This is a genomic window from Streptomyces sp. NPDC001530, from assembly GCF_042894545.1.
In the GTDB taxonomy this organism is placed as follows: domain Bacteria; phylum Actinomycetota; class Actinomycetes; order Streptomycetales; family Streptomycetaceae; genus Streptomyces.
In genome coordinates this window covers 479,592-502,005 of sequence record NZ_JBIAVS010000004.1, presented here as the reverse complement: position 1 = coordinate 502,005, position 22,414 = coordinate 479,592, and the positions used below count along the sequence as shown (strand labels likewise).

Annotated in this window: 20 protein-coding genes; 11 read left to right on the top strand and 9 right to left on the bottom strand. The window is 69.6% G+C overall.

Features of this window, described 5'->3' with window-relative positions; all coding sequences use genetic code 11:
- The first annotated feature begins 115 nt into the window (after positions 1–115).
- From ACFY0T_RS10395 to disA, 3 genes are all read left to right on the top strand, one after another.
- On the top strand, positions 116–250 hold the full coding sequence (locus tag ACFY0T_RS10395; RefSeq protein WP_388866953.1) for a hypothetical protein: 135 nt from the start codon (positions 116–118) through the stop codon (positions 248–250).
- Between the two features lie 355 nt (positions 251–605).
- On the top strand, positions 606–2,015 hold the full coding sequence (gene radA / locus ACFY0T_RS10390; protein ID WP_388866950.1) for a DNA repair protein RadA: 1,410 nt from the start codon (positions 606–608) through the stop codon (positions 2,013–2,015).
- 68 nt (positions 2,016–2,083) lie between these two features.
- Positions 2,084–3,208 (top strand): DNA integrity scanning diadenylate cyclase DisA, encoded by a 1,125-nt coding sequence (disA, locus tag ACFY0T_RS10385; protein WP_369248274.1) that lies wholly within the window; start codon positions 2,084–2,086, stop codon positions 3,206–3,208.
- A 308-nt stretch (positions 3,209–3,516) separates the two neighbouring features.
- On the opposite strand, the gene ACFY0T_RS10380 is transcribed toward disA, so the two are convergent.
- Positions 3,517–4,332 carry a hypothetical protein gene (locus ACFY0T_RS10380; protein ID WP_388866947.1) on the bottom strand — a complete coding sequence of 272 codons (816 nt, stop codon included), beginning with the start codon at positions 4,330–4,332 and terminating at the stop codon, positions 3,517–3,519.
- 337 nt (positions 4,333–4,669) lie between these two features.
- Between ACFY0T_RS10380 and ACFY0T_RS10375 the strand changes: the two genes are divergently transcribed.
- From ACFY0T_RS10375 to cseC, 5 genes are all read left to right on the top strand, one after another.
- Positions 4,670–5,590, top strand: a complete 921-nt coding sequence (locus ACFY0T_RS10375) for an A/G-specific adenine glycosylase (protein WP_388866944.1) — start codon at positions 4,670–4,672, stop codon at positions 5,588–5,590.
- 239 nt (positions 5,591–5,829) lie between these two features.
- Complete coding sequence (locus ACFY0T_RS10370; RefSeq protein WP_388866942.1) at positions 5,830–6,381, top strand: SigE family RNA polymerase sigma factor; 552 nt, start codon at positions 5,830–5,832, stop codon at positions 6,379–6,381.
- Positions 6,369–7,016, top strand: coding sequence for a hypothetical protein (locus tag ACFY0T_RS10365; RefSeq protein ID WP_388866939.1), 648 nt, complete (start codon positions 6,369–6,371; stop codon positions 7,014–7,016). Before ACFY0T_RS10370 ends, ACFY0T_RS10365 begins: the two co-directional genes overlap by 13 nt.
- A gap of 67 nt (positions 7,017–7,083) precedes the next feature.
- Positions 7,084–7,788: a two-component system response regulator CseB gene (gene cseB, locus ACFY0T_RS10360; RefSeq protein WP_388866936.1), complete on the top strand. Its 705-nt coding sequence runs from the start codon at positions 7,084–7,086 to the stop codon at positions 7,786–7,788.
- An 8-nt stretch (positions 7,789–7,796) separates the two neighbouring features.
- Positions 7,797–9,173, top strand: coding sequence for a two-component system sensor histidine kinase CseC (cseC, locus tag ACFY0T_RS10355; RefSeq protein ID WP_388866933.1), 1,377 nt, complete (start codon positions 7,797–7,799; stop codon positions 9,171–9,173).
- A gap of 243 nt (positions 9,174–9,416) precedes the next feature.
- Here the strand turns inward: cseC and ACFY0T_RS10350 are convergent, their stop codons facing one another.
- Positions 9,417–11,000 carry an MDR family MFS transporter gene (locus tag ACFY0T_RS10350; RefSeq protein ID WP_388866930.1) on the bottom strand — a complete coding sequence of 528 codons (1,584 nt, stop codon included), beginning with the start codon at positions 10,998–11,000 and terminating at the stop codon, positions 9,417–9,419.
- A 172-nt stretch (positions 11,001–11,172) separates the two neighbouring features.
- On the opposite strand from ACFY0T_RS10350, the gene ACFY0T_RS10345 reads away from it, so the two are divergent.
- A complete protein-coding gene (locus tag ACFY0T_RS10345) occupies positions 11,173–11,769 on the top strand; it encodes a TetR/AcrR family transcriptional regulator (protein ID WP_388866927.1) in 597 nt (198 codons plus the stop codon).
- 23 nt (positions 11,770–11,792) lie between these two features.
- On the opposite strand, the gene ACFY0T_RS10340 is transcribed toward ACFY0T_RS10345, so the two are convergent.
- Complete coding sequence (locus tag ACFY0T_RS10340) at positions 11,793–12,404, bottom strand: M23 family metallopeptidase (protein WP_388866924.1); 612 nt, start codon at positions 12,402–12,404, stop codon at positions 11,793–11,795.
- A 475-nt stretch (positions 12,405–12,879) separates the two neighbouring features.
- On the opposite strand from ACFY0T_RS10340, the gene ACFY0T_RS10335 reads away from it, so the two are divergent.
- Positions 12,880–15,927 (top strand): NACHT domain-containing protein, encoded by a 3,048-nt coding sequence (locus tag ACFY0T_RS10335; protein ID WP_388866922.1) that lies wholly within the window; start codon positions 12,880–12,882, stop codon positions 15,925–15,927.
- A 201-nt stretch (positions 15,928–16,128) separates the two neighbouring features.
- Here ACFY0T_RS10335 and ACFY0T_RS10330 read toward each other — a convergent pair whose 3' ends face one another.
- Complete coding sequence (locus ACFY0T_RS10330) at positions 16,129–18,654, bottom strand: ATP-dependent Clp protease ATP-binding subunit (protein ID WP_388866919.1); 2,526 nt, start codon at positions 18,652–18,654, stop codon at positions 16,129–16,131.
- A gap of 430 nt (positions 18,655–19,084) precedes the next feature.
- On the opposite strand from ACFY0T_RS10330, the gene ACFY0T_RS10325 reads away from it, so the two are divergent.
- Entirely contained in the window at positions 19,085–19,747 is a 663-nt protein-coding gene (locus ACFY0T_RS10325; RefSeq protein ID WP_388866915.1) for an SCO3374 family protein, read from the top strand.
- Here ACFY0T_RS10325 and ACFY0T_RS10320 read toward each other — a convergent pair.
- The 5 genes from ACFY0T_RS10320 to ACFY0T_RS10300 all read right to left on the bottom strand — a co-directional run bounded on the left by ACFY0T_RS10320 (position 19,726) and on the right by ACFY0T_RS10300 (position 22,279).
- Positions 19,726–20,061 (bottom strand): Lsr2 family protein, encoded by a 336-nt coding sequence (locus ACFY0T_RS10320; RefSeq protein WP_388866913.1) that lies wholly within the window; start codon positions 20,059–20,061, stop codon positions 19,726–19,728. The genes ACFY0T_RS10325 and ACFY0T_RS10320 overlap by 22 nt on opposite strands.
- Positions 20,062–20,286: 225 nt before the next feature.
- Positions 20,287–20,880 (bottom strand): amino-acid N-acetyltransferase, encoded by a 594-nt coding sequence (locus ACFY0T_RS10315; protein WP_388866910.1) that lies wholly within the window; start codon positions 20,878–20,880, stop codon positions 20,287–20,289.
- 9 nt (positions 20,881–20,889) lie between these two features.
- Positions 20,890–21,330 (bottom strand): BlaI/MecI/CopY family transcriptional regulator, encoded by a 441-nt coding sequence (locus ACFY0T_RS10310; RefSeq protein WP_388866907.1) that lies wholly within the window; start codon positions 21,328–21,330, stop codon positions 20,890–20,892.
- Positions 21,331–21,488: 158 nt separating this feature from the next.
- Positions 21,489–21,668, bottom strand: a complete 180-nt coding sequence (locus ACFY0T_RS10305; protein WP_388866904.1) for a hypothetical protein — start codon at positions 21,666–21,668, stop codon at positions 21,489–21,491.
- A gap of 14 nt (positions 21,669–21,682) precedes the next feature.
- The gene (locus tag ACFY0T_RS10300) at positions 21,683–22,279 is read right to left on the bottom strand and encodes a hypothetical protein (protein ID WP_388867056.1); all 597 of its coding nucleotides are present in this window, start codon (positions 22,277–22,279) and stop codon (positions 21,683–21,685) included.
- Between the last annotated feature and the right edge of the window lie 135 nt (positions 22,280–22,414).

Sequence of the window (22,414 nt, the reverse complement as noted above, 5' to 3'; positions counted from 1 at the left end):
GGCCTTCACGGGCGGCAATGGCAGGCCATGGCAGATGCGTCGGCGGGCAGCGCATCTGGGCCGTCATCGGTGCGGCACCGCGGTGATTTTGGGGGCGCGCGGGAGTCCTCATGGCATGACCTCCACCGCATCCGCCAGCCCCATGTCTGTCGACGGCTTCGTCACCGCGCGGGGCCATGCCGTCGGTCTCGGCCTGGACGGGGCGGCGTACGTGCCGTACCGCCCGGCCGAGCTGACGGTGGGCCGCTGATCACGGACGTTTTTTCGCCCCCTCCGCCCCTACCCGTCCCGTACCTGGTGGGCTCCGCCCCCCGTATCGCGCTGACGCGCTCGTCCTCAAAGGCCGGACGGGCTGTGACACAGCCCGCAGTCGCCCACCGGCGGAAGGGGCCGTGTCGGTACATCAAATGCCCGCATCCGGACGGATCCAAAGAAGACAGCACCCTCCTACCCAACAGCCGATCCGTTCGGATGCGGCCGGATGTACCGGCGCGGCCCCGACCCACGACGGCGACCCGCGAACCCACCCCCGGCCGCACGGCCCCCGGGCCCGTCCCGCACAGGGCGGGCCCGGACTGTCAGTGGCCTCGGCTACGGTTCCGTGCATGGCTGCCCGTACGAAAACCGCGAAGGACCGGCCGTCCTACCGCTGCACCGAGTGCGGCTGGCAGACGGCCAAGTGGCTCGGCCGCTGCCCCGAGTGCCAGGCATGGGGGACGGTCGAGGAGTACGGCGCGCCCGCGGTGCGGACGACGACACCCGGCCGCGTCACCACGTCCGCGGTGCCCATCGGGCAGGTCGACGGCCGTCAGGCCACCGCCCGGACCACCGGTGTCCCCGAGCTGGACCGCGTCCTGGGCGGCGGTCTCGTCCCCGGCGCGGTCGTCCTGGTCGCGGGCGAGCCGGGCGTCGGCAAGTCCACGCTGCTGCTCGACGTGGCGGCGAAGTCGGCGAGCGACGAGCACCGCACCTTGTATGTGACGGGTGAGGAGTCGGCCAGCCAGGTCCGGCTCCGCGCCGACCGCATCAAGGCGATCGACGACCACCTCTACCTCGCCGCGGAGACCGATCTGGCCGCCGTCCTCGGCCACTTGGACGCGGTGAAGCCGTCCCTGCTCATCCTGGACTCCGTCCAGACCGTCGCCTCCCCCGAGATCGACGGTGCGCCCGGCGGCATGGCCCAGGTGCGCGAGGTCGCCGGGGCGCTCATCCGCGCGTCCAAGGAGCGCGGCATGTCCACCCTCCTGGTCGGCCATGTCACGAAGGACGGCGCGATCGCCGGCCCCCGGCTCCTCGAGCACCTCGTGGACGTCGTCCTGCACTTCGAGGGCGACCGGCACGCGCGCCTGAGGCTGGTACGAGGGGTCAAGAACCGTTACGGGACGACGGACGAGGTCGGCTGCTTCGAGCTGCACGACGAGGGCATCACGGGCCTGGCCGACCCCTCCGGCCTCTTCCTCACCCGCCGCGCCGAGCCGGTCCCCGGCACCTGCCTGACGGTCACGCTCGAAGGCCGCCGCCCCCTGGTCGCCGAAGTGCAGGCGCTCACGGTCGACTCTCAGATCCCCTCCCCCCGCCGCACCACCTCCGGTCTGGAGACCTCCCGCGTCTCGATGATGCTCGCCGTCCTGGAGCAGCGGGGCCGGATCACCGCCCTCGGGAAGCGGGACATCTACTCGGCGACGGTGGGCGGCGTGAAGCTCTCCGAGCCCGCCGCGGACCTCGCGATCGCGCTCGCCCTCGCGTCCGCAGCGAGTGACACCCCCCTGCCCAAGAACCTGGTGGCGATCGGCGAAGTGGGGCTCGCGGGCGAGGTCAGACGGGTCACGGGCGTCCAGCGCCGGCTCGCCGAAGCACACCGCCTGGGCTTCACACACGCCCTCGTACCGACCGACCCGGGCAAGATCCCTCCCGGTATGAAGGTCCTGGAAGTCGCCGACATGGGCGACGCGCTGCGAGTCCTTCCGCGCTCCCGTCGGCGAGAGGCCCCACGGGAGGAGGAAGAGCGCCGGTAGACTTTGCCCTGGTCTCGCCCGTCCGTACGAACCGAGGGCGACCGGAAACCTGCGACCGGAGGAGTGCAGTGGCAGCCAACGACCGGGCAGCAGCTCCCGGAAAGTCCGGTGGGAGCTCCGGTGCCGATGGCCTGATGCGCGCCTCACTGAGCGCCGTGGCACCCGGCACAGCGCTGCGCGACGGGCTTGAGCGGATTCTCCGCGGCAACACGGGCGGACTCATCGTGCTCGGCTCCGACAAGACCGTCGAAGCGATGTGTACGGGCGGATTCGTCCTGGATGTCGAGTTCACCGCGACGCGGCTGCGCGAGCTGTGCAAGCTCGACGGCGGCATCGTGCTCGACAAGGACATCACCAAGATCCTGCGGGCGGGCGTGCAGCTGGTGCCCGACCCGACGATCCCGACGGAGGAGACCGGCACCCGCCACCGCACCGCGGACCGCGTGAGCAAGCAGGTCGGCTTCCCGGTGGTGTCCGTCTCCCAGTCGATGCGCCTGATCGCCCTGTACGTGGACGGTCAGCGCCGCGTCCTGGAGGACTCGGCGGCGATCCTGTCCCGCGCCAACCAGGCCCTCGCGACCCTGGAGCGCTACAAGCTCCGCCTCGACGAGGTCGCGGGAACGTTGTCAGCGCTGGAGATCGAGGACCTGGTCACCGTCCGGGATGTCTCGGCGGTCGCCCAGCGCCTGGAGATGGTGCGACGCATCGCCACCGAGATCGCCGAATACGTTGTCGAACTGGGCACCGACGGGCGTCTTCTCGCCCTGCAACTGGACGAGTTGATCGCGGGCGTCGAGCCCGAGCGCGAACTCGTGGTCCGGGACTACGTACCCGAGCCGACCGCCAAGCGCTCCCGCACGGTCGACGAGGCCCTCTCCGAGCTGGACGCGCTCAGCCACGCGGAGCTCCTCGAACTCCCCACGGTGGCACGGGCGTTGGGCTACACCGGCTCCCCCGAGGCGCTGGACTCCGCCGTCTCACCGCGCGGCTTCCGCCTCCTCGCGAAGGTCCCGCGCCTTCCCGGCGCGATCATCGACCGGCTCGTGGAGCACTTCGGCGGTCTGCAGAAGCTGCTCGCCGCCAGCGTGGACGACCTTCAGACGGTCGACGGGGTGGGCGAGGCGCGGGCGCGCAGCGTCCGCGAGGGGCTGTCGCGGCTGGCGGAGTCGTCGATTCTGGAGCGGTACGTGTAGCTGGCCGCGGGGGCCGGCCACGACTGGGCGGGCGGACCGCCGGGTAGATGCTGCCGACCCGGGCGGGGCGACCCGCCGGGTGGGTATCGCCAGGCGAGCCGACCATCGGGTGGATATCGCCAGGCGGGGCGGTCGCCGGGCGAGCGTGTGACCCGCCGTCGGGCGAGCGGTGTCACCGGCCGTCGGATGAGCGGTGTCACCGGCCGTCAGGCGAGCAGCGACCGGCCGTCGGGCGAGCCGGAGGCACAAGACGGGCGCTACCGCTCCTCCCCCCGGCCCCAGTACTGGCTGGCCCCCCGTGGTCGGTCTCAGTCCTGGGACAGTACGAACGAGGTCTGGGCCTTCGTCAGACCCGGCGCCTTCGCCTCCACCAAGTACGTGCCCGCGGACGCCGAACCCGCCGGAGGCGTCGCGCACTCGGGGGCGCTGGCCTTGCGGTCCCACTCCACCGTGTAGGTCACCTGCCCGTCGGCCGGCACGCGGAAGAGGAGGCTGCCGGCGCTCTTCGGGCAGTCGTCCGAGGCCCAGATGTCGGTGTCGCTGCCCGCCTGAGTGATCGTCAGCACGGCGTTCTTCGGGCCGAGATCGACCTTGCAGTCGCTGCCGGAGGAGTTCTTGGCGATGAGCTCGAAGGTGGGCTTGTCGCCGGGGGCGTACGTGTTGTGCACGCTACGCAGGGTCAACTTGACTGCAGAGGTGGTGCAGTTGGGGAGACCGGAGCCGGCGGGAAGCTGCTCCCCCGTTCCGCCGCCGCCGTTGGATCCGTCGTCGGACCCGCCGCTGGACGTTCCGCCGCCGCTGGAGTCACCGGAGCCGGCCCCTGAGCCGTCGCCGGTCCCGTTTCCGGAGCTACTGCCGCTGCCACTGCCACTGCCACTCGACTCGTCACGACCGCCCGGGTGTTGGCTGATCGCCGGGCCGGAGCCGGAGGGGCCCGGGGTGATCGTGGGCGCGGGATTCTTGCCGTTGGATCCGTCGGCGCCGTTCTTGTTGCCTCCGCCGCCGGAACCGACCACCCACACGATGAGCAGCGCCAACAGCGCGACCACAGACAGCAGAACGGCCCTCCGACGCCAGTAGATGGTGGAGGGAAGCGGCCCGACCGGATTGCGCAGAGATCCCACGGCGCAAACTGTACGAGAGATCCGCCCCGTCGCTTGCCCCACCCGCCGCCCCGACTTCAACTTTTCCGGATCATCATCCCGGCGTCAGCGGGTTGTTCGCCCCCTCCGCCCCTGCCCGTCCCGCACCTGGGGCCGCGCCCCAGACCCCGCTCGGTCTTCTTTGGCTGCGGGCGAGCGGGGCTTGTCGCGCAGTTCCCCGCGCCCCTTACGGGGCGCTCCTGGGCCCCCAGGCCCCCAGGTACGAGTCGGGCAGGGGCGGCGGGGCGAAAAACCACCCCACCCGCACCCGGCGTCGGACGCACACCCCCAACCCCCACGTGGCAGGATCGACTACGCCATGACTGCACCCACCAAGCCCACCCAAAACGCCCCCGCAAGCACCCCTGGCGAAACCCTCCACACCCCCGTCATCGCCTGGTTCGAAGAGAACGCCCGCGACCTCCCGTGGCGTCGCCCCGACGCCGGCCCCTGGGGAGTGATGGTCAGCGAGTTCATGCTGCAGCAGACCCCGGTGAACCGCGTGCTGCCCGTGTACGAGCAGTGGCTGGCCCGCTGGCCCCGCCCCGCCGACCTGGCGAAGGAGGCCCCGGGCGAGGCGGTCCGTGCCTGGGGCCGGCTCGGCTACCCGCGGCGCGCGCTGCGGCTGCACGGCGCCGCGGTGGCCATAACGGAACGGCACGGCGGCGACGTACCGACGGTGCACGCGCAGCTGCTCGCGCTGCCCGGCATCGGGGAGTACACGGCCGCGGCGGTGGCGTCCTTCGCGTACGGGCAGCGGCACGCCGTGCTCGACACGAATGTCAGAAGGGTCTTCGCGCGGGCCGTCACCGGCGTGCGGTACCCGCCGAACGCCACCACCGCCGCCGAGCGCAAGCTCGCCCGCGCGCTGCTCCCCGAGAGCGAGCGCACGGCCTCCCGCTGGGCCGCCGCCTCCATGGAGCTCGGCGCGCTGATCTGCACGGCGAAGAACGAGACCTGCGACCGCTGCCCGATCGCCGCGCAGTGTGCCTGGCGGCTGGCGGGCAAGCCGGAGCACGAGGGCCCGCCGCGGCGCGGGCAGACGTACGCCGGTACGGATCGCCAAGTCCGGGGCAAGCTCCTCGCCGTGCTCAGGGAGGCCGTCGCGCCGGTCCCGCAGACCACCCTGGACCGCGTATGGGACGAACCGGTACAGCGGGCCCGCGCTCTCGACGGTCTCGTCGCCGACGGACTCGTGGAACCGCTCCCGGGCGGTCTGTATCGCCTGCCGTTGACATAGCAGGTGCGGCAGCACGCAGAGCAAAACAGGATCTAACCGGACGTACCACCGCCTCGCTCTACCCCTCACCTCCATCCGTTACACAACCGACGGACAGCCGATTGCTTGCCGCAGGCTGGCTCGGACAACCCCGTGACAACGCCTCCGTAGCTTCATTCCCGTACCGCACACAACGCGGCACAGAGGCAACGGACAACCGGCAGCAGGCAGGTCGGAAACGGGGATGGAGGCGGTTGATCATGGCGCACGGCGAGGTGCTCGAATTCGAGGAGTACGTCCGCACTCGGCAGGACGCGCTGCTGCGCAGTGCCCGCCGCCTGGTTCCCGACCCGGTCGACGCCCAGGACCTGCTGCAGACCGCGCTGGTACGGACGTACGGCCGCTGGGACGGCATCGCGGACAAGCGGCTGGCCGACGCGTACCTGCGCCGCGTGATGATCAATACGCGGACCGAGTGGTGGCGGGCACGGAAGCTGGAGGAGGTCCCGACCGAGCAGCTGCCGGACGCGAGCATCGACGACTCCACCGAGCAGCACGCGGACCGCGCGCTCCTTATGGACATCATGAAGGTTCTCGCTCCGAAGCAGCGCAGCGTCGTCGTGCTGCGACACTGGGAGCAGATGTCCACGGAGGAGACGGCCGCCGCCCTCGGTATGTCGGCCGGAACGGTCAAGAGCACGCTGCACCGGGCGCTGGCCCGGCTCCGCGAGGAGCTGGAGAGCCGGGACTACGCGGAGCGCGGCGCCCGCGCGCTCGAACCGAGTAAGGAGCGGGAGCGTTGCGCGGCCTAGGAACCCGGGCCAGGCAGGTCCTGAAGGCGGGGAGTACGGCAGCGGCCGCGCTCACCGCCCTCAGCCTTTTCGTGACCGCCTGCGGCACGGGCGGTACCGGCGCCCGGGACGAGGGTCCGGCGGGCGGTGACGCGGTGGCCAAGGGCGCCGCCACGCCCACCGCCTCCGCCTCGCCGAGCAAGGCGCCGGAGCGGGTGGACGCGGTCCAGCTCGTCAAGGACGATCCGGAGGTCAGCGCGTCGGTCAAGCGCGACCTGAAGCCGTGCGTCGGTGACGAGTACCCGGTCGACGTGTCGTACGGGGATCTGACCGGCGGACGCTCGGACGATGTCGTGGTCAACGTGATGACCTGCGGCGATGCTGTCGGCGTCGGCTCGTATGTGTATCGCGAGTCAGCCGGCAGGTACGAGAACGTCTTCGCGGCCGAGGAGCCTCCGGTCTACGCCGAGATCGACCGGGGCGCCTTGGTGGTCACGCAGCAGCTGTACAAGAAGGGCGACCCGGTGTCGTATCCCTCCAGCGAAGAAGTCATCACCTACGGCTGGTCCGCGACCCGCTTCGTCGAGCAGGGCCGGATCCACACCGACTACAGCAACGCGGTGGGCGGCACCGACACCCCCGCCCCCGCGAACTGACCGACACTTCCTTCGAACCGACCGACACCTCGCCCCCTCGAACTGAGAGCACACGGAGAGCAGCCGGATGGCAGAGCAGACCCACGTCCTGTTCGTCGAGGACGACGACGTCATCCGCGAGGCCACGCAGCTCGCCCTGGAGCGCGACGGCTTCGCGGTCACCGCGATGCCCGACGGGCTGTCCGGCCTGGAGGCGTTCCGCGCCGACCGCCCCGACATCGCCCTGCTGGACGTGATGGTGCCCGGACTCGACGGCGTCTCGCTGTGCCGCCGTATCCGTGACGAGTCGACCGTCCCCGTGATCATGCTGTCGGCGCGCGCCGACTCGATCGATGTCGTGCTGGGCCTCGAGGCGGGCGCCGACGACTATGTGACCAAGCCCTTCGACGGTGCCGTCCTGGTCGCCCGGATCCGCGCGGTGCTGCGCCGGTTCGGGCACGCGAACGGCGGCGCCCAGGCGACCGACGGCACTTCGTCCGTCGACGGCGGAGTGCTCGCCTTCGGCGACCTGGAGATCGACACCGAGGGCATGGAGGTGCGCAAGGGCGGTACGCCGGTGGCGCTCACGCCCACCGAGATGCGGCTGCTCCTGGAGTTCTCGTCCGCGCCGGGTACGGTACTGAGCCGCGACAAGCTGCTCGAACGTGTGTGGGACTACGGCTGGGGCGGTGACACCCGCGTCGTCGACGTCCATGTGCAGCGGCTGCGCACGAAGATCGGCCAGGACCGGATCGAGACGGTCCGCGGCTTCGGCTACAAGTTGAAGGCCTGAGCAGGGGTATGCGGGGGATATTTCAGCGCCGGGACCGGACCGGCCGGAGTGGTGCCGGCGCAGGCCCGGACAGAGGGACGAGTGATGGCGTGAGCATCCGCACCGGCATCCGGTGGAAGCTCAGCGCGGCCATCGCCCTGGTCGGCGCCCTGGTCGCGATCGCCTTGAGTCTGGTCGTGCACAACGCGGCACGCGTGTCGATGCTCGACAACTCGCGCGACCTGGCGGACGAGCGCATCCAGCTCGCGCAACGCGTGTACGGGCCCGGCCGGCCGCCGCCGTTCGGGGCCAAGATCGACAATCCGGCCATCCCGGCGGACCTGCTGGCGAAGGTCTCGGAAGGACGGCGGGCCACCTATGTGTCCGACGGCCCGCACGGCGTGCCCGACATCTGGGCCGCCGTACCGCTCAGGGACGGCCGGGTGCTGTCCTGGCACGAGCGGTTCACCGATCGCAACGCGGACGTCATGAAGGACCTCGACCAGGCACTCATCATCGGCTCCATCGCGGTCGTCTTCGGCGGCAGCGCCCTCGGCGTGCTCATCGGCGGACAGCTCTCGCGCCGGCTGCGCAAGGCCGCGTCCGCCGCGAACCAGGTCGCCAAGGGCGAGACCGACGTCCGCGTACGGGAGGCGATCGGCGGTGTCGTGCGCGACGAGACCGACGACCTCGCGCGCGCCGTGGACGCGATGGCGGACGCGCTCCAGCAGCGCATCGAGGCCGAGCGCCGGGTGACGGCGGACATCGCCCACGAGCTGCGTACGCCGGTGACCGGGTTGCTGACGGCGGCGGAACTCCTGCCGCCCGGCCGCCCCACCGAACTCGTCCGAGACCGGGCGCAGGCCATGCGCACCCTCGTGGAGGACGTCCTGGAGGTCGCCCGGCTGGACGGCGCGTCCGAGCGGGCCGAGCTGCAGGACATCATGCTCGGCGAGTTCGTGTCGCGGCGCGTGGCCGCCAAGGACGCGGACGTCGAGGTGCGCGTGGTGCACGAGTCGGAGGTCACCACGGACCCGCGCCGACTGGAGCGCGTCCTGTTCAACCTCCTCGCGAACGCCTCCCGGCACGGCAAACCGCCCATCGAGGTCACCGTCGAGGGCCGCGTCATCCGCGTCCGCGACCACGGTCCCGGCTTCCCCGAGGCGCTCCTCGCCGAGGGCCCGAGCCGCTTCCGCACCGGCAGCACCGACCGCGCGGGCCACGGCCACGGCCTGGGCCTCACCATCGCCGCGGGCCAGGCCCGCGTGCTGGGCGCCCGCCTGACCTTCCGCAACGTACGCCCCCCGGGCGCCCCGGACGACGTACCCGCCGAGGGCGCGGTCGCGGTGCTCTGGCTGCCGGAACACGCCCCGACGAATACGGGGAGCTACCCGATGCTGCCGTAGGACGCTCGCGTCTTCAGCCCGTCTGGCGTTTGTCTTCAGCCCGTTCCGGCGTTGTCTTCAGCCCGTCCGGCGTTTGAGGACGAGCGCGAAGCGCGATACGGGGGGGTCTGGGGGGCGGAGCCCCCCAGGGACGGGAAGGGGCGGAGGGGGCGAAACCAGCCCGCAGCTCAGCCCCCGTACACCCGCACAAAAGAAGAAGACCCCCGGGGCGGACAACGCCGGGGGTCTTCCGACCAAGAGGGGTCAGACCGTCTCGGCCACGGTCTCCTTGGCCACGGCCCCACTCCCCGCATCCTCGGCCGACTTGGACGCAGCCGCCCCCTTCAGCGGCACCTCCTTCACGAACACCGCCGCGACCAGCGCGACCACGGCCACCGCGGACCCGAGCAGGAACGCGGAGTGCGTACCGGAGGACACCGCGTGCTGGTAGGCCTCCCGCGCCACCACAGGCAGCTTCGCCAGGCTCGCCGCGTCGAGCTGCGCGGACTGCTCGGTCACCTTGGACCCGAGCGCCCCGGCCCGCTCGGCCATCACGTCCTGCACCCGGTGATTGAACAGCGCGCCCATGATCGCGACGCCGAAGGACGAGCCGAGCGTACGGAAGAGGGTGGTGGACGAGGACGCGACGCCCATGTCCTTCATCTCGACGCTGTTCTGCGCGACGAGCATGGTGATCTGCATCAGGCAGCCCATGCCCGCACCGAGCACCGCCATGTAGAGCCCGGACGTGAGGCGGGTCGTCTCAGTGTCCATCTGCGCGAGCAGGAACAGCCCCACGATCATCAGCACACTGCCGACCAGCGGAAAGACCTTGTACCGGCCGCTGTTGGTGGTGACCCGCCCGGCGACCATCGACACGGCGAGCATCGCGCCGAGCATCGGCAGGAGCAGCAGCCCGGAGTTGGTGGCGGACGCGCCCTGCACGGACTGCTGGTACAGCGGCAGGAAGAGCACCGCGCCGAACATCACGAAGCCGGTGATGAAGCCGATGATCGACATCAGCGTGAAGTTGCGGCTCTTGAAGATGTGCAGCGGCACGACCGGCGCGGCGGCCTTGGTCTGCCAGAAGACGAAGCCCACGAGCGCGGCGACGCCGATCCCGATCAGCTCCATGATCCGGGCGGAGCCCCAGGCGTACTCGGAGCCGCCCCAGGTGGTGACCAGCACGATGGACGAGATACCCAGGGCCAGCAGCCCTGCACCGAGATAGTCGATCTTCGCCTCGACCCGCTTCTTCGGCAGGTGCAGTACGGCGCTGACCGCGAGGAGCGCTACGACGCCGAGCGGGAGGTTGATGTAGAAGGACCAGCGCCAGCCCCAGTGGTCGGTGATGGTGCCGCCGACCAGCGGTCCGAGGATCATGGCGAACGCCATCACGCCGGCCATCATGCCCTGGTACTTGCCGCGCTCCCGGGGCGGTATGAGGTCACCGATGATCGCCATGACGCCGACCATCAGACCGCCGGCGCCGAGGCCCTGAATGGCGCGGAAGCCGATCAGCTGCCCCATGTCCTGGGCCATGCCGCTGAGCGCGGAGCCGATCAGGAAGAGCACGATCGAGGTCATGAAGGCGCCCTTGCGCCCGTACATGTCGCCGAGCTTGCCCCAGATGGGGGTGGAGGCGGCGGTGGCGAGCGTGTACGCGGTGACGACCCAGGACAGGTGCTCCAGGCCGCCCAGTTCGCCGACGATCGTGGGCATCGCCGTACCCACGATCATGTTGTCGAGCATGGCCAGCAGCATCGCGATCATGAGTGCGAGCAGCACGACCCGTACGCTGCGTGGTTGTTTGTCGGTCTCGGCGACCGTTTCGGTGTTGTCCGCCATCGTTTCCACTCCCCTAGGTACCGCTGCCGCCGTCCGGCTACTTACTTGCCGCCCGGCAAGTTGACTACACTCCGGGAAACTAGACCCGTAACTAGCCGGGCGTCAAGTAAGTTTAAGTAGTTTTACTAGCCGGGCGACAGGTAAGTTTTCAGGGAGCGCAAGGAGTACGAGGATGGGCGGCACCATGGACGGCACCAAGCGACAGCGCCGCGGGGACACCCGCCAGCGCATCCAGGACGTGGCCCTCGAACTCTTCTCCGAGCAGGGCTACGAGAAGACCTCGCTGCGCGAGATCGCCGAGCGTCTCGATGTCACGAAGGCGGCGCTCTACTACCACTTCAAGACCAAGGAAGACATCCTGATCAGCCTCTTCCAGGACCTGTCCAGGCCCATGGACGAGCTGATCGAGTGGGGCAGGCAGCAGCCGCGCACGCTGGAGACGAAGCACGAGATCCTGCACCGCTACAGCGACGCCCTCGCCGAAGCGGCCCCGCTCTTCCGCTTCATGCAGGAGAACCAGGCGACCGTACGCGAGCTGCGCACGGGCGAGGACTTCAAGGACCGCATGATGCGGATGATCGACCTGCTCAAGGAGCCGGACGCCGATCTGAAGGACCAGGTCCGCTGCATCAGCGCGCTCTTCTCGATGCACGCCGGGATGTTCGTCCTGAGGGACGTCGAAGGCGACCCCGAGGACAAGCGCAAGGCCGTCCTGGAGGTCGCGATCGACTTGGTGACACAGGCGCACGGGGGCGCGACCCCGCCTTAGCGGTCACGCCCTCGGGGCGTGCCTCAGACAGTCACGCCCTTGGAGCGCAGGAAGGCGACGGGGTCGATGGCCGACCCGTAGTTCGGGGTCGTACGGATCTCGAAGTGCAGGTGCGGCCCGCTGGAGTTGCCGGTGTTGCCGGACAGCGCGATGTGCTGACCGGTGCCGACGACCTGGCCGGCCCTGACATCGATCCGCGACAGGTGGGCGTACTGCGAGTACGTCCCGTTGCCGTGCTTGATGACTATGGCGTTGCCGTACGCGGGACCGTCACCGGCGCCGTTGCCGCCGGCCTTGACGACGGTGCCGCCGTGCGCGGCGACGACCTCGGTACCGCTGGCCACGGCGAAGTCCTGCCCGGAGTGGGTGGACTGCCACATGCCGCCGGCCTGGGCGAAGCTGGCGGACAGGGTGTACTTCTTCACCGGGTCGACCCAGGAGGCGGGCGTCTTCGCGGCGGCCTGCGGCTGCACGGCACTGGCCGCCGTGACGGCCGCGCCGGGCGCGAGGGTGTCGGCGGCGGTCGCGACTCCGGCGCCCAGCACGACCGAGGCGCCGAGACCGGCGGCCAGGACGGCGGCCCGCGTGCGGATCAGGGACGTACGGGACTGACGGGACGTGACGCGCTTCGACATGGAGACCTCATGGGGACGGGAACAGGGGTACATGTCCCACCCGGCGCACAGCCGGCCACCGGATGGGGCATCCCTTGGTAACCCGCAGCCCCGTAGACCCCCAAACCAGCGATCTACGACGTTCGGTCGTACTTCACCCCAAAAATTAACGAACCTTGACAGTACGGACATCTCGTAAGGGATGTTCCGGATTTCTTCCGGGAAACGAGGTTTAGTCCCACTTGAGGGCATGGCACCGCAAGGAAAACCCCCTTCTCCGCCGTCGCACCTCGCGCCGCGCGATCGACCCTCCGAGTTCTGTAGCAAAGGTCCCTTTTGCCCGTTTCCCTCCCTCTACTATGAGCTCTAGTAACGGACAAATCGCCTGTGTGGCATGTCACCGGATGGCAAGATCCAGGTCCTGGGGAATGTGACGGCGGCTACGCTGCTGCCCCTGCTTCGGGGGACAGAGCCCGGGGTTCACGGGGGAGGCCGGATGGATCCGACAGTGCTGGGCACGAGGCTCGCGTCGAGCCTGATCGCCCCACTGGTGAGGAAGCTCTTCTTACGCGAGCCCGCGGAGGCCGGGGCAGGGCTGGTCGACAAGCCCGTACGCCTCTCCTCACTCGTCTCCTTCCGCGGTGAGAAACGGAACCTGACCGAGAAGGACGTACACCACCTGGCCGCCCGTCTGGTCCGGGCCGCGGTGGAGTCCCCGGGCGAGCCCCCCTTCCCGCCGGACGAGGAGACGGCGGTCACGGACGCCCTGGCCCGGACCCTGCTCGCACTCGGCGAGCTCGGCATGGACAACGTCCAGGCGGTACGGCTCGGCCATACCGAACTCGCGCGACAGCTCCGTCAGCACGCGCCGGCCCCCGCCGGCCTCTCGACGGACGCCGCCCTCTTCCTCGAATCCGTCACCGAGTGGGCCTGCGTCCACATCCTCGACTTCTTCACCCAGCGGTCCACGTTCGTCGCCCGCACGCTGGTGGAACAGACCCGAGGGCAGTCCGAGCTCATCGCCAAGGTCGACGAACTCATCACACGCAACCCCCGGCAGGACGCCCGGTACTCCGCCTTCGAACGCCGCTACCTCCAGTACATCGCCGAACGCCACAGCGACGTCACCATCTACGGCATCGACCTGCGGGACTGCCCCGACCGCTGGCCACTCGAAGTCGCCTATCTCAGCCTGGAGGCCACGGCGACCGAGCCGGTGCCGGACGGCTTCGGCGAGGCACCCGCGCACACCACGGTGCAGCTTCCCGCCGAGCACGCCTTCGACCGCGGCCACGACCGGGTCCTGCTGCGCGGCGACGCGGGCTCCGGGAAGACGACCCTGATCCAGTGGCTGGCGGTCACCGCCGCCCGCGCCGGAGACCGCATCCCGTTCGTGCTTCCGCTGCGCACCCTCGTCCGCGCCGACGCCCTGCCGGACCCGGAACACTTCCTGTCCGCCGTCGGCTGCCCCCTGCCGGCGCCGGAATTCTGGGCCGAACGCGTCCTCAGCAAGGCCAGACGCGGCCTGGTCCTGGTCGACGGCCTGGACGAAATCCCCACCGCCGACCGCCACCGCACCCGCGACTGGCTCACCGCGCTCATCCGCGCCTACCCCGGCAACCGCTGGCTGCTCACCTCCCGCCCCACCGCCGTACGGCCCAACTGGCTGGCGAGCGAGGGCTTCTGCGAGCTCCTGCTCACCCCCATGGGACGCGCCGACGTCAGCACGTTCGTCCGCCGCTGGCACACCGCGGCCGCCGCTCCGGACCTCGAAGCGCCCCTCCTCGACGCCCTGCACACCAAACCCGACCTGGGCCGCCTCGCCACCAACCCGCTGATGTGCGGCCTGATCTGCGCCCTGCACCGGGAGCGCCGCGGCTATCTGCCCACAGGACGCAAGGAGTTGTACGACTCCGCCCTGTCCATGCTGCTCGCCCGCCGCGACCGGGAGCGCGGCATGGGCGCCTCGGACGGCATCGAACTCGGCGAGGAGGCCCAGCTCGAACTCCTCCAGCGCCTCGCCTACGCGCTCACCCTCAGCGGCCGTACGGAGATGGAACAGTCGGCCGCCCAGGGGCTGTTGGAGCGCAACCTGCCCACGGTGGCGACGGCGGCGGGCCAGGGAGACGCGACGGCCGTCTTCCGCCATCTGCTGCTGCGCAGTGGTCTGCTGCGCCAGCCCGCCGAGGGAGTGGTCGACTTCGTCCACCGCACCTTCCAGGACTATCTGGGCGCGCGGTACGCCATCGAAGAGGGCCATATCGACGTCCTCGCCAGCAAGGCCGACGACCCCCAGTGGGAGGACGTCATCCGGATGGCCATCGCCCACGCCCGGTCGAAGGAACGCGCGCATCTGCTGGAACAGCTGCTGGCCCACGACACGCCCCGGCTGACGCTGCTGGCCCTGGCCTGCCTGGAACACGCGACCGCGCTGGACCCGGTGGTACGGGCGAAGGTCGAGGCACGGGCCTCGGCGCTGATCCCACCGCGGACCAAACAGGCCGCCCAGGAACTGGCCGAGGCCGGTCCACTGGTCCTCGAACTCCTGCCGGCACCCGAGGGACTGACCGACGACGAGGCCCTCGGCGTCGCCGTCACCGCGTCGATGCTGGCCACGGACGGATCGCTGGCGGTGCTGAAGCGGTTCCGCGACCATCCGAGCCTGGAGGTACGGCGTCATCTGGTCGGCGCCTGGCACCGGTTCGACCTGGCCGAGTACGCGAGCGAGGTGCTGGCGCATCTCGACCCCGGGGACCTGTCCATGCGGGCCACCCAGCCCGCCCAGCTCCGCGCCCTCGACCGGATCGGAGTCCCCTGGGCCGATCTGCTCCTGCGCGGGGCCTATGAGGCGACCCGGCTTCTGCGGGTGACGGGCCCGGGCACGACGACCCACCTCACCCTCCAGCGGAACCCGCTGCTGACCGACCTGAGCCCGCTGCTCACGCTGGAGTCGTTGCGCTACCTCCAGCTCGACGACTGCCCGGGCATCACCGACCTGTCCCCGCTGGCCGATTCGCACCTCACCGAACTGCATCTGCGGCAACTGTTCAGGGCCCCCGGACTGCCGGGTCTGGGCTCGCTGCGCACGCTGCGCTCGCTGGGCATCGGCCAGCCGCTGCAGAGCGGCACGCTCACCGACGCCCTTCCCTCCCAAGCGCCCCTGGAGCAACTCTTCCTGTCCGGGGGCGCCACCCGCACCACGGGCCTCAGAGGGCTGTCCGGCTGGAGTTCGCTGCAGACACTCGGTCTCGGCAGCATCCTGCCCGAGCCGACCGCCGCTGACTGGGCCGAGGTCTCCGCGCTGCCCGCCCTCGACACCCTTGTCCTGCACCGGACCCTGCTCCCCCAGACCGCGGCCATGCCCACCCTGCCCACGGTCAGGACATTGCGCGTCACCGGCATGGACGGCACGGAGAGCCTGACCGAACTGGCGAGCCGCCTCCCGGGCGTCACCAGCGTCAGCCTCCAGATCAGGACCCACTACACCAAGGCCGACTACGGTCGCCTGTTCCCCGACGCGGAGGTCCTCCTCGACCGGCGATGACCGTGCCCTCGGCGCACATCTTTCGGGATCTACGAGGCGTCAATTTCGTGCTCAACTCGGATACTGGCTCCGTGCCGGAACATATCTCGCGCCCATTGCCCGGCGAGCACACCCTTACGGAAACCCACAACGTGCTGTGAAAAAGGGGCTGTCCCGGGACCGAAGTCCCGGGACAGCCCCTTTGTTCAGCGAACCCGGAGGTTACGCCTCCTTGCTCAGGTTGGGACCGGCCCCACCCGCGGCCTGCTCGATCGGCGGGACGTCGGGGAGCGCCGACTTCTCCTCACCCCGGAAGGTGAAGGCCCTGGCCTCACCCTCGCCCTCCGTGTCGACGACCACGATGTGGCCGGGACGCAGCTCGCCGAAGAGGATCTTCTCGGAGAGGACGTCCTCGATCTCGCGCTGGATGGTCCGGCGCAGCGGCCGGGCGCCCAGGACGGGGTCGTAACCCTTCTTCGCGAGGAGCGACTTGGCGGTCGGGCTGAGCTCGATGCCCATGTCCCGGTCCTTCAGCCGCTCGTCCACCTTGGCGATCATGAGGTCGACGATCTGGATGATGTCTTCCTCGGTGAGCTGGTGGAAGACCACCGTGTCGTCGACACGGTTCAGGAACTCGGGGCGGAAGTGCTGCTTCAGCTCGTCGTTGACCTTGGCCTTCATACGCTCGTAGCCGGTCTTGACGTCACCCGCGGCCGCGAAGCCGAGGTTGAAGCCCTTCGAGATGTCCCGGGTACCGAGGTTGGTCGTCATGATGATGACCGTGTTCTTGAAGTCCACGACCCGGCCCTGGGAGTCGGTCAGGCGACCGTCCTCCAGGATCTGCAGCAGCGAGTTGAAGATGTCCGGGTGGGCCTTCTCGACCTCGTCGAAGAGGACCACCGAGAACGGCTTGCGCCGTACCTTCTCCGTCAGCTGGCCACCCTCTTCGTAGCCCACGTATCCGGGGGGCGAACCGAAGAGACGCGACACCGTGTGCTTCTCGCTGAACTCCGACATGTCGAGGGAGATCAGCGCGTCCTCGTCACCGAAGAGGAACTCGGCGAGGGTCTTGGACAGCTCCGTCTTACCGACACCCGACGGGCCCGCGAAGATGAACGAACCACCCGGGCGCTTCGGGTCCTTCAGACCCGCTCGCGTACGACGGATCGCCTGGGAGAGCGCCTTGATGGCGTCCTTCTGGCCGATGACCCGCTTGTGGAGCTCGTCCTCCATGCGCAGCAGACGCGAGGACTCCTCCTCGGTCAGCTTGAAGACCGGGATGCCGGTGGCGGTCGCGAGGACCTCGGCGATCAGCTCGCCGTCGACCTCGGCGACGACGTCCATGTCGCCGGCCTTCCACTCCTTCTCCCGCTTGGCCTTCGCGGCCAGGAGCTGCTTCTCCTTGTCGCGGAGGGAGGCGGCCTTCTCGAAGTCCTGCGAATCAATCGCGGACTCCTTGTCGCGGCGCACGCCCGCGATCTTCTCGTCGAACTCGCGGAGGTCCGGCGGAGCGGTCATCCGGCGGATGCGCATCCGGGAGCCCGCCTCGTCGATCAGGTCGATCGCCTTGTCGGGGAGGAACCGGTCCGAGATGTAGCGGTCCGCGAGCGTCGCGGCCTGGACCAGAGCCTCGTCCGTGATGGAGACGCGGTGGTGTGCCTCGTAGCGGTCGCGCAGGCCCTTGAGGATCTCGATCGTGTGCGGCAGCGACGGCTCCGCGACCTGGATCGGCTGGAAGCGGCGCTCGAGGGCCGCGTCCTTCTCGAGGTGCTTGCGGTACTCGTCGAGCGTGGTCGCACCGATGGTCTGCAGCTCGCCGCGGGCCAGCATGGGCTTCAGGATCGAAGCCGCGTCGATGGCGCCCTCGGCGGCACCCGCACCGACCAGCGTGTGGAGCTCGTCGATGAACAGGATGATGTCGCCGCGGGTGCGGATCTCCTTGAGCACCTTCTTCAGGCGCTCCTCGAAGTCACCGCGGTAGCGGGAGCCGGCGACCAGCGCGCCGAGGTCCAGGGTGTAGAGGTGCTTGTCCTTGAGGGTCTCGGGCACCTCGCCCTTGACGATGGCCTGCGCCAGCCCCTCGACGACGGCGGTCTTGCCGACGCCGGGCTCGCCGATGAGGACCGGGTTGTTCTTCGTACGGCGGGACAGCACCTGCATGACCCGCTCGATCTCCTTCTCGCGCCCGATGACGGGGTCGAGCTTGGACTCACGAGCGGCCTGGGTGAGGTTCCGGCCGAACTGGTCGAGGACCAGGGACGTCGAGGGGGTGCCCTCGGCAGGGCCGCCCGCGGTGGCGGCTTCCTTGCCCTGGTAGCCGGAGAGCAGCTGGATCACCTGCTGCCGCACCCGGTTGAGGTCTGCGCCCAGCTTGACCAGGACCTGGGCGGCGACGCCCTCGCCCTCACGGATCAGGCCGAGCAGGATGTGCTCCGTGCCGATGTAGTTGTGGCCCAGCTGAAGGGCCTCGCGGAGCGACAGCTCCAGGACCTTCTTGGCACGGGGGGTGAAGGGGATGTGGCCCGAGGGCGCCTGCTGGCCCTGGCCGATGATCTCCTCCACCTGCTGGCGGACCGCCTCGAGCGAAATCCCGAGGCTCTCCAGGGCCTTAGCGGCGACACCCTCACCCTCGTGGATCAGGCCCAGGAGGATGTGCTCGGTGCCGATGTAGTTGTGGTTGAGCATCCGGGCTTCTTCCTGAGCCAGGACGACAACCCGCCGCGCGCGGTCGGTGAACCTCTCGAACATCGTTAATCGCTCCTCAGAGCGGTCAGGCAGTAAGGGGACGCTCCCCTCGCTGTCCTTCCGCAGCTTAGTCCCGCAAGCGGGGACCGCTCATTCCAACTGCCGACACCGTCCTTGGCCTCCTGACCCCGAACGCCGACATATGCTCCAACCTGATGGTGCGAGACGATGTTCCCGCAGGCCAGGCAGATACCCTCACCATCTGTACGCCGATGGCGAACGTGAGATGCCCGATCCATGCGTGTCGCCCCTCCCACTAGGGATGTCTTACCCGTACGCACTGACACTCCATGCGGCGCGCACCGGTTCCCTCCGCTATGGGCGAACATCCTTGCGCCGCCGCACACTCTCGAACGCCCCCCACTCCGACACTCTCTGTATTTGTCGGAGCACCCAGCGTAACTCCGGGGGCCTTCCACCGGTTGCTCCTGGCATGGTTCCTACCGTTCCCATCGTCCCTCTCCCTCGCCAGGCGCTCGACTCGAGTGATCCAGTGCAGCGGTGGTACGAGAACGAACTGGGCTGGGCGACAGTGCCCGGGCCGCCGGTACGGCTTGTCACGGGCCTGCGCTTCGACGTCCTGGAGGTGCCGGCGGAGGCGGGATACGCGGCCCTGCGTCATCTGGGACCCACGTCTCCGGTGGCCCTGCGGGGCAGCCGGATGCGGCTCCTCGTGGCCGCGGGGAGCGCGGAGGAACTGCCGGGGCTGCTCGACTGGCTGGAGTGGGGCGCTCTCGCGCTGGACCTCAGCGCGATCGGCGCGGGCGGGAGCATCGAGGCTCCCTTGCCACCGGGGCCGCTGCCACCGGGAACGGCCCCGGCCGCCCGCCTGTCGGGAATGGCTGGGCCATCGACGGCTGCGGGCTCATCGAGAATGCCGACACTGTCGACGATTCCGGGAAATTCACAGGGGGCCGCCGTATGGCTGCGGCCCCCCGAACTGGGGCGCGAGGTCGAACCCTCGCTGCCGACACTGTCGGCCGTGGGGGGCGGTGGGGGCGCCCCCGATCTCGTACGACTCGTGGACACGATGGCAACGCAGTGCCATCGGGTAAGGCTGCGGCGCGCGTGTGCTCAGCCGTTGGCCTTCTCGTAGGCCTCACGAATGGACGCGGGAACTCGGCCACGGTCGTTGACCTCGTAGCCGTTCTCCTTCGCCCAAGCGCGGATCTGCGCGGTGTCCTGGCTGCCACCGGAAGCGACGCGGGCCTTTCCGCGTCCGCCCGAAGCACGGCCTCCGGTACGACGACCACCCTTCACGAAGGGGTCGAGAAGGCCACGGAGCTTGTCCGCATTGGAGGTCGTGAGATCGATTTCGTACGTCTTGCCGTCCAGCGCGAACGTCACGGTCTCGTCCGCCTCGCCGCCGTCGAGGTCGTCGACAAGAAGGACCTGAACCTTCTGTGCCACCGGATTTCCTTTCATCGATAACTTGAGGGCCGGGGGTCCGCGGCATCCGCCGTTTCGCCGCCCCCTGTTATATGCAGTACTGCAGTACGTCGGAAAGCAAACCGCTTTTGCTGGAAAAACACAAACCCCTGGGGGAGACTCACAGGGCTCTGGTAGACCGGAAACGTGCGCGTTTCGGACATAGGGAACCTGGGCAAGGCGGTCCGACGGAATAGTCGTCGACGATCACAGATGCAGAAGCATCCGGCTGTTGCCCAAGGTGTTCGGTTTCACTCGTTCGAGACCGAGGAACTCCGCGACGCCCTCGTCATAGGAACGCAGGAGCTCGGCGTAGACATCGGTGTCAACGGGCGTCTCGCCGATCTCCACGAAGCCGTGCTTCGCGAAGAACTCGACTTCGAAGGTCAGACAGAAAACTCGTCGAACGCCGAGCCAGCGGGCGGTCTGCAGCAACTTCTCCAGCAACTGATGACCGACTCCGAGGCCCTTGACCACGGGGTTCACCGCGAGAGTGCGGACTTCCGCGAGGTCTTCCCACATCACGTGCAGCGCACCGCAGCCGACCACCTCGGCGTTGTCGTCGCGTTCCGCGACCCAGAACTCCTGGATGTCCTCGTAAAGCGTGACCGTCGCTTTGTCGAGCAGGATGCCGCGTCGGACGTTCGCGTCAAGGAGGCGGCGTACGGCCGTGACATCGCTGGTCCTGGCCCGCCGGACGGTGATGGCTTTTGCGGCGGCTTCGGGACGCGATGCCGGAAGCTCTGCGGGAAGCTCTGCCGGAACCTCTGCGGGATGCTCTGCTGGAACCTCTGCTGGCATGAACGGACGCTATCGCCCGCCGTCGCCCTCGGTGGCGGCGGGGTTCTCGTCCGCCGGGTTCCCGGCCGGGTTCTCCGGCGCGGAGGTTTCCGGTCCCTGGACCATACGCACGGCATCGCGCAGGGCTTCGCGCTGTTCCGGGGACATCATGCCGAAGAAGGCGACGAGGGCGGCGGCGGGGTTGTCGCTCTGCGACCACGCGTCGTTCATCAGTGCGGCGGCGTAGGCGGCACGTGTGGAGACCGCCTCATATCGATAGGCCCGGCCTTCCGCCTCGCGGCGCACCCAGCCCTTCTGATGGAGATTGTCCAAAACGGTCATCACCGTGGTGTACGCGATCGACCGTTCCTGCTGAAGGTCTTCCAGGACTTCTCGAACGGTCACCGGGCGGTTCCACTTCCACACCCGCGTCATGACCGCGTCTTCGAGTTCTCCCAATGGGCGAGGCACAGCTCAGAACAATAGTGGGAGATCGGCAACAAAAAGGGCGTACGACTCGAAAAACGTATGAGTCGTACGCCGATGAGCTTCCCCAGGGGGCTGGAACGAGCTTCCCGAGGGGCGGGACGAGCTTCCCGAGGAGGGGCGAGCTCCCCAGGAGGGGCCGGTCAGGCCTCGGTGTCGCGGGAGGTCTGGTGGGCGGCCTCCGCGCGCGCGAGGGCGGCGTCGACGACCGCGTCCTCCTTGGCCTTGTTGGCCCCGCCCTGGGTCTTCACGATCGTCACGATCAGCCCGATGAAGAACGCGGCCATCACTACGGGGGGCACGAGCGCGGAGACATAGTCCATGCCCTCCAGAGTAGCTAGCCCGCCGCGAGCTGCTGAGGGGGGTTCGCCGGTGGCGGTGCGGGCTTGCGCTTCGGCGGGAACACCTCGCCGGGTGTGGGGATCGGGCGGGGCGGAGTCTTGACCGGGGGCTTCGGATCGGCGGGCCGTTTCGCCGGTTTCTTGGCGGGCTCCTCGGCGGCGCGGCCTCCGGGGAGCGCGAGCAGGCGGGCGCGGGACGCCGGAACCGCGGGGGTGGCCGTGCGTCCCGCCAGTCGGGCGCGTACGTCCTGTTCGGCGAGGGCTCGGCAGCGGTCCAGGAGGGCGGCCGCGGTGGGGTTGCCGCGCAGGGCGCGGAGTGCGGCGAGGTCGTCGGGGTTCGGCCGGTAGCCGCTGCCGAGCACCTCTTCCAGGAGGGCGAGGTAGCCGCCGGTGGCGCCCGGCAGCGCGGCCCGGTAGCGGGCGAGGTCGGCCAGCAGGAAGGCCCTGAGCCTGGCTCCCTCGCGGGCCGCCTCGTCGACGGACTCGGCGAGACGGAGACAGTCCTGGACGTCCTCGGCCGAGGTGGGGCTGGGGTGCAGGGCGAGGGCGAGAGCGCGACGGAGCACACGCAGCTCCTCCGCACCGAACGCCATGCCGCCGCGGGATCCGTATGGCGTGGGCATGCGCTGACGATACGCGCTAATCAGACAAAATCCGCATATCGGGCGGGTGTGGCGTGGTGGGCCACCCTGCCAGTCGCGCAACCATGGGATTTTCGCCCCCGCCGC

Coding starts and splice junctions, on each gene's coding strand:
- ACFY0T_RS10395 (WP_388866953.1), top strand. CDS start 116: ATGACCTCCACCGCATCCGCCAGCCCCATGTCTGTCGACGGCTTCGTC.
- radA (WP_388866950.1), top strand. CDS start 606: ATGGCTGCCCGTACGAAAACCGCGAAGGACCGGCCGTCCTACCGCTGC.
- ACFY0T_RS10375 (WP_388866944.1), top strand. CDS start 4,670: ATGACTGCACCCACCAAGCCCACCCAAAACGCCCCCGCAAGCACCCCT.
- ACFY0T_RS10370 (WP_388866942.1), top strand. CDS start 5,830: ATGGCGCACGGCGAGGTGCTCGAATTCGAGGAGTACGTCCGCACTCGG.
- cseB (WP_388866936.1), top strand. CDS start 7,084: ATGGCAGAGCAGACCCACGTCCTGTTCGTCGAGGACGACGACGTCATC.
- cseC (WP_388866933.1), top strand. CDS start 7,797: ATGCGGGGGATATTTCAGCGCCGGGACCGGACCGGCCGGAGTGGTGCC.
- ACFY0T_RS10350 (WP_388866930.1), bottom strand. CDS start 11,000: ATGGCGGACAACACCGAAACGGTCGCCGAGACCGACAAACAACCACGC.
- ACFY0T_RS10345 (WP_388866927.1), top strand. CDS start 11,173: ATGGGCGGCACCATGGACGGCACCAAGCGACAGCGCCGCGGGGACACC.
- ACFY0T_RS10340 (WP_388866924.1), bottom strand. CDS start 12,404: ATGTCGAAGCGCGTCACGTCCCGTCAGTCCCGTACGTCCCTGATCCGC.
- ACFY0T_RS10335 (WP_388866922.1), top strand. CDS start 12,880: ATGGATCCGACAGTGCTGGGCACGAGGCTCGCGTCGAGCCTGATCGCC.
- ACFY0T_RS10330 (WP_388866919.1), bottom strand. CDS start 18,654: ATGTTCGAGAGGTTCACCGACCGCGCGCGGCGGGTTGTCGTCCTGGCT.
- ACFY0T_RS10325 (WP_388866915.1), top strand. CDS start 19,085: ATGGTTCCTACCGTTCCCATCGTCCCTCTCCCTCGCCAGGCGCTCGAC.
- ACFY0T_RS10315 (WP_388866910.1), bottom strand. CDS start 20,880: ATGCCAGCAGAGGTTCCAGCAGAGCATCCCGCAGAGGTTCCGGCAGAG.
- ACFY0T_RS10305 (WP_388866904.1), bottom strand. CDS start 21,668: ATGGACTATGTCTCCGCGCTCGTGCCCCCCGTAGTGATGGCCGCGTTC.
- ACFY0T_RS10300 (WP_388867056.1), bottom strand. CDS start 22,279: ATGGCGTTCGGTGCGGAGGAGCTGCGTGTGCTCCGTCGCGCTCTCGCC.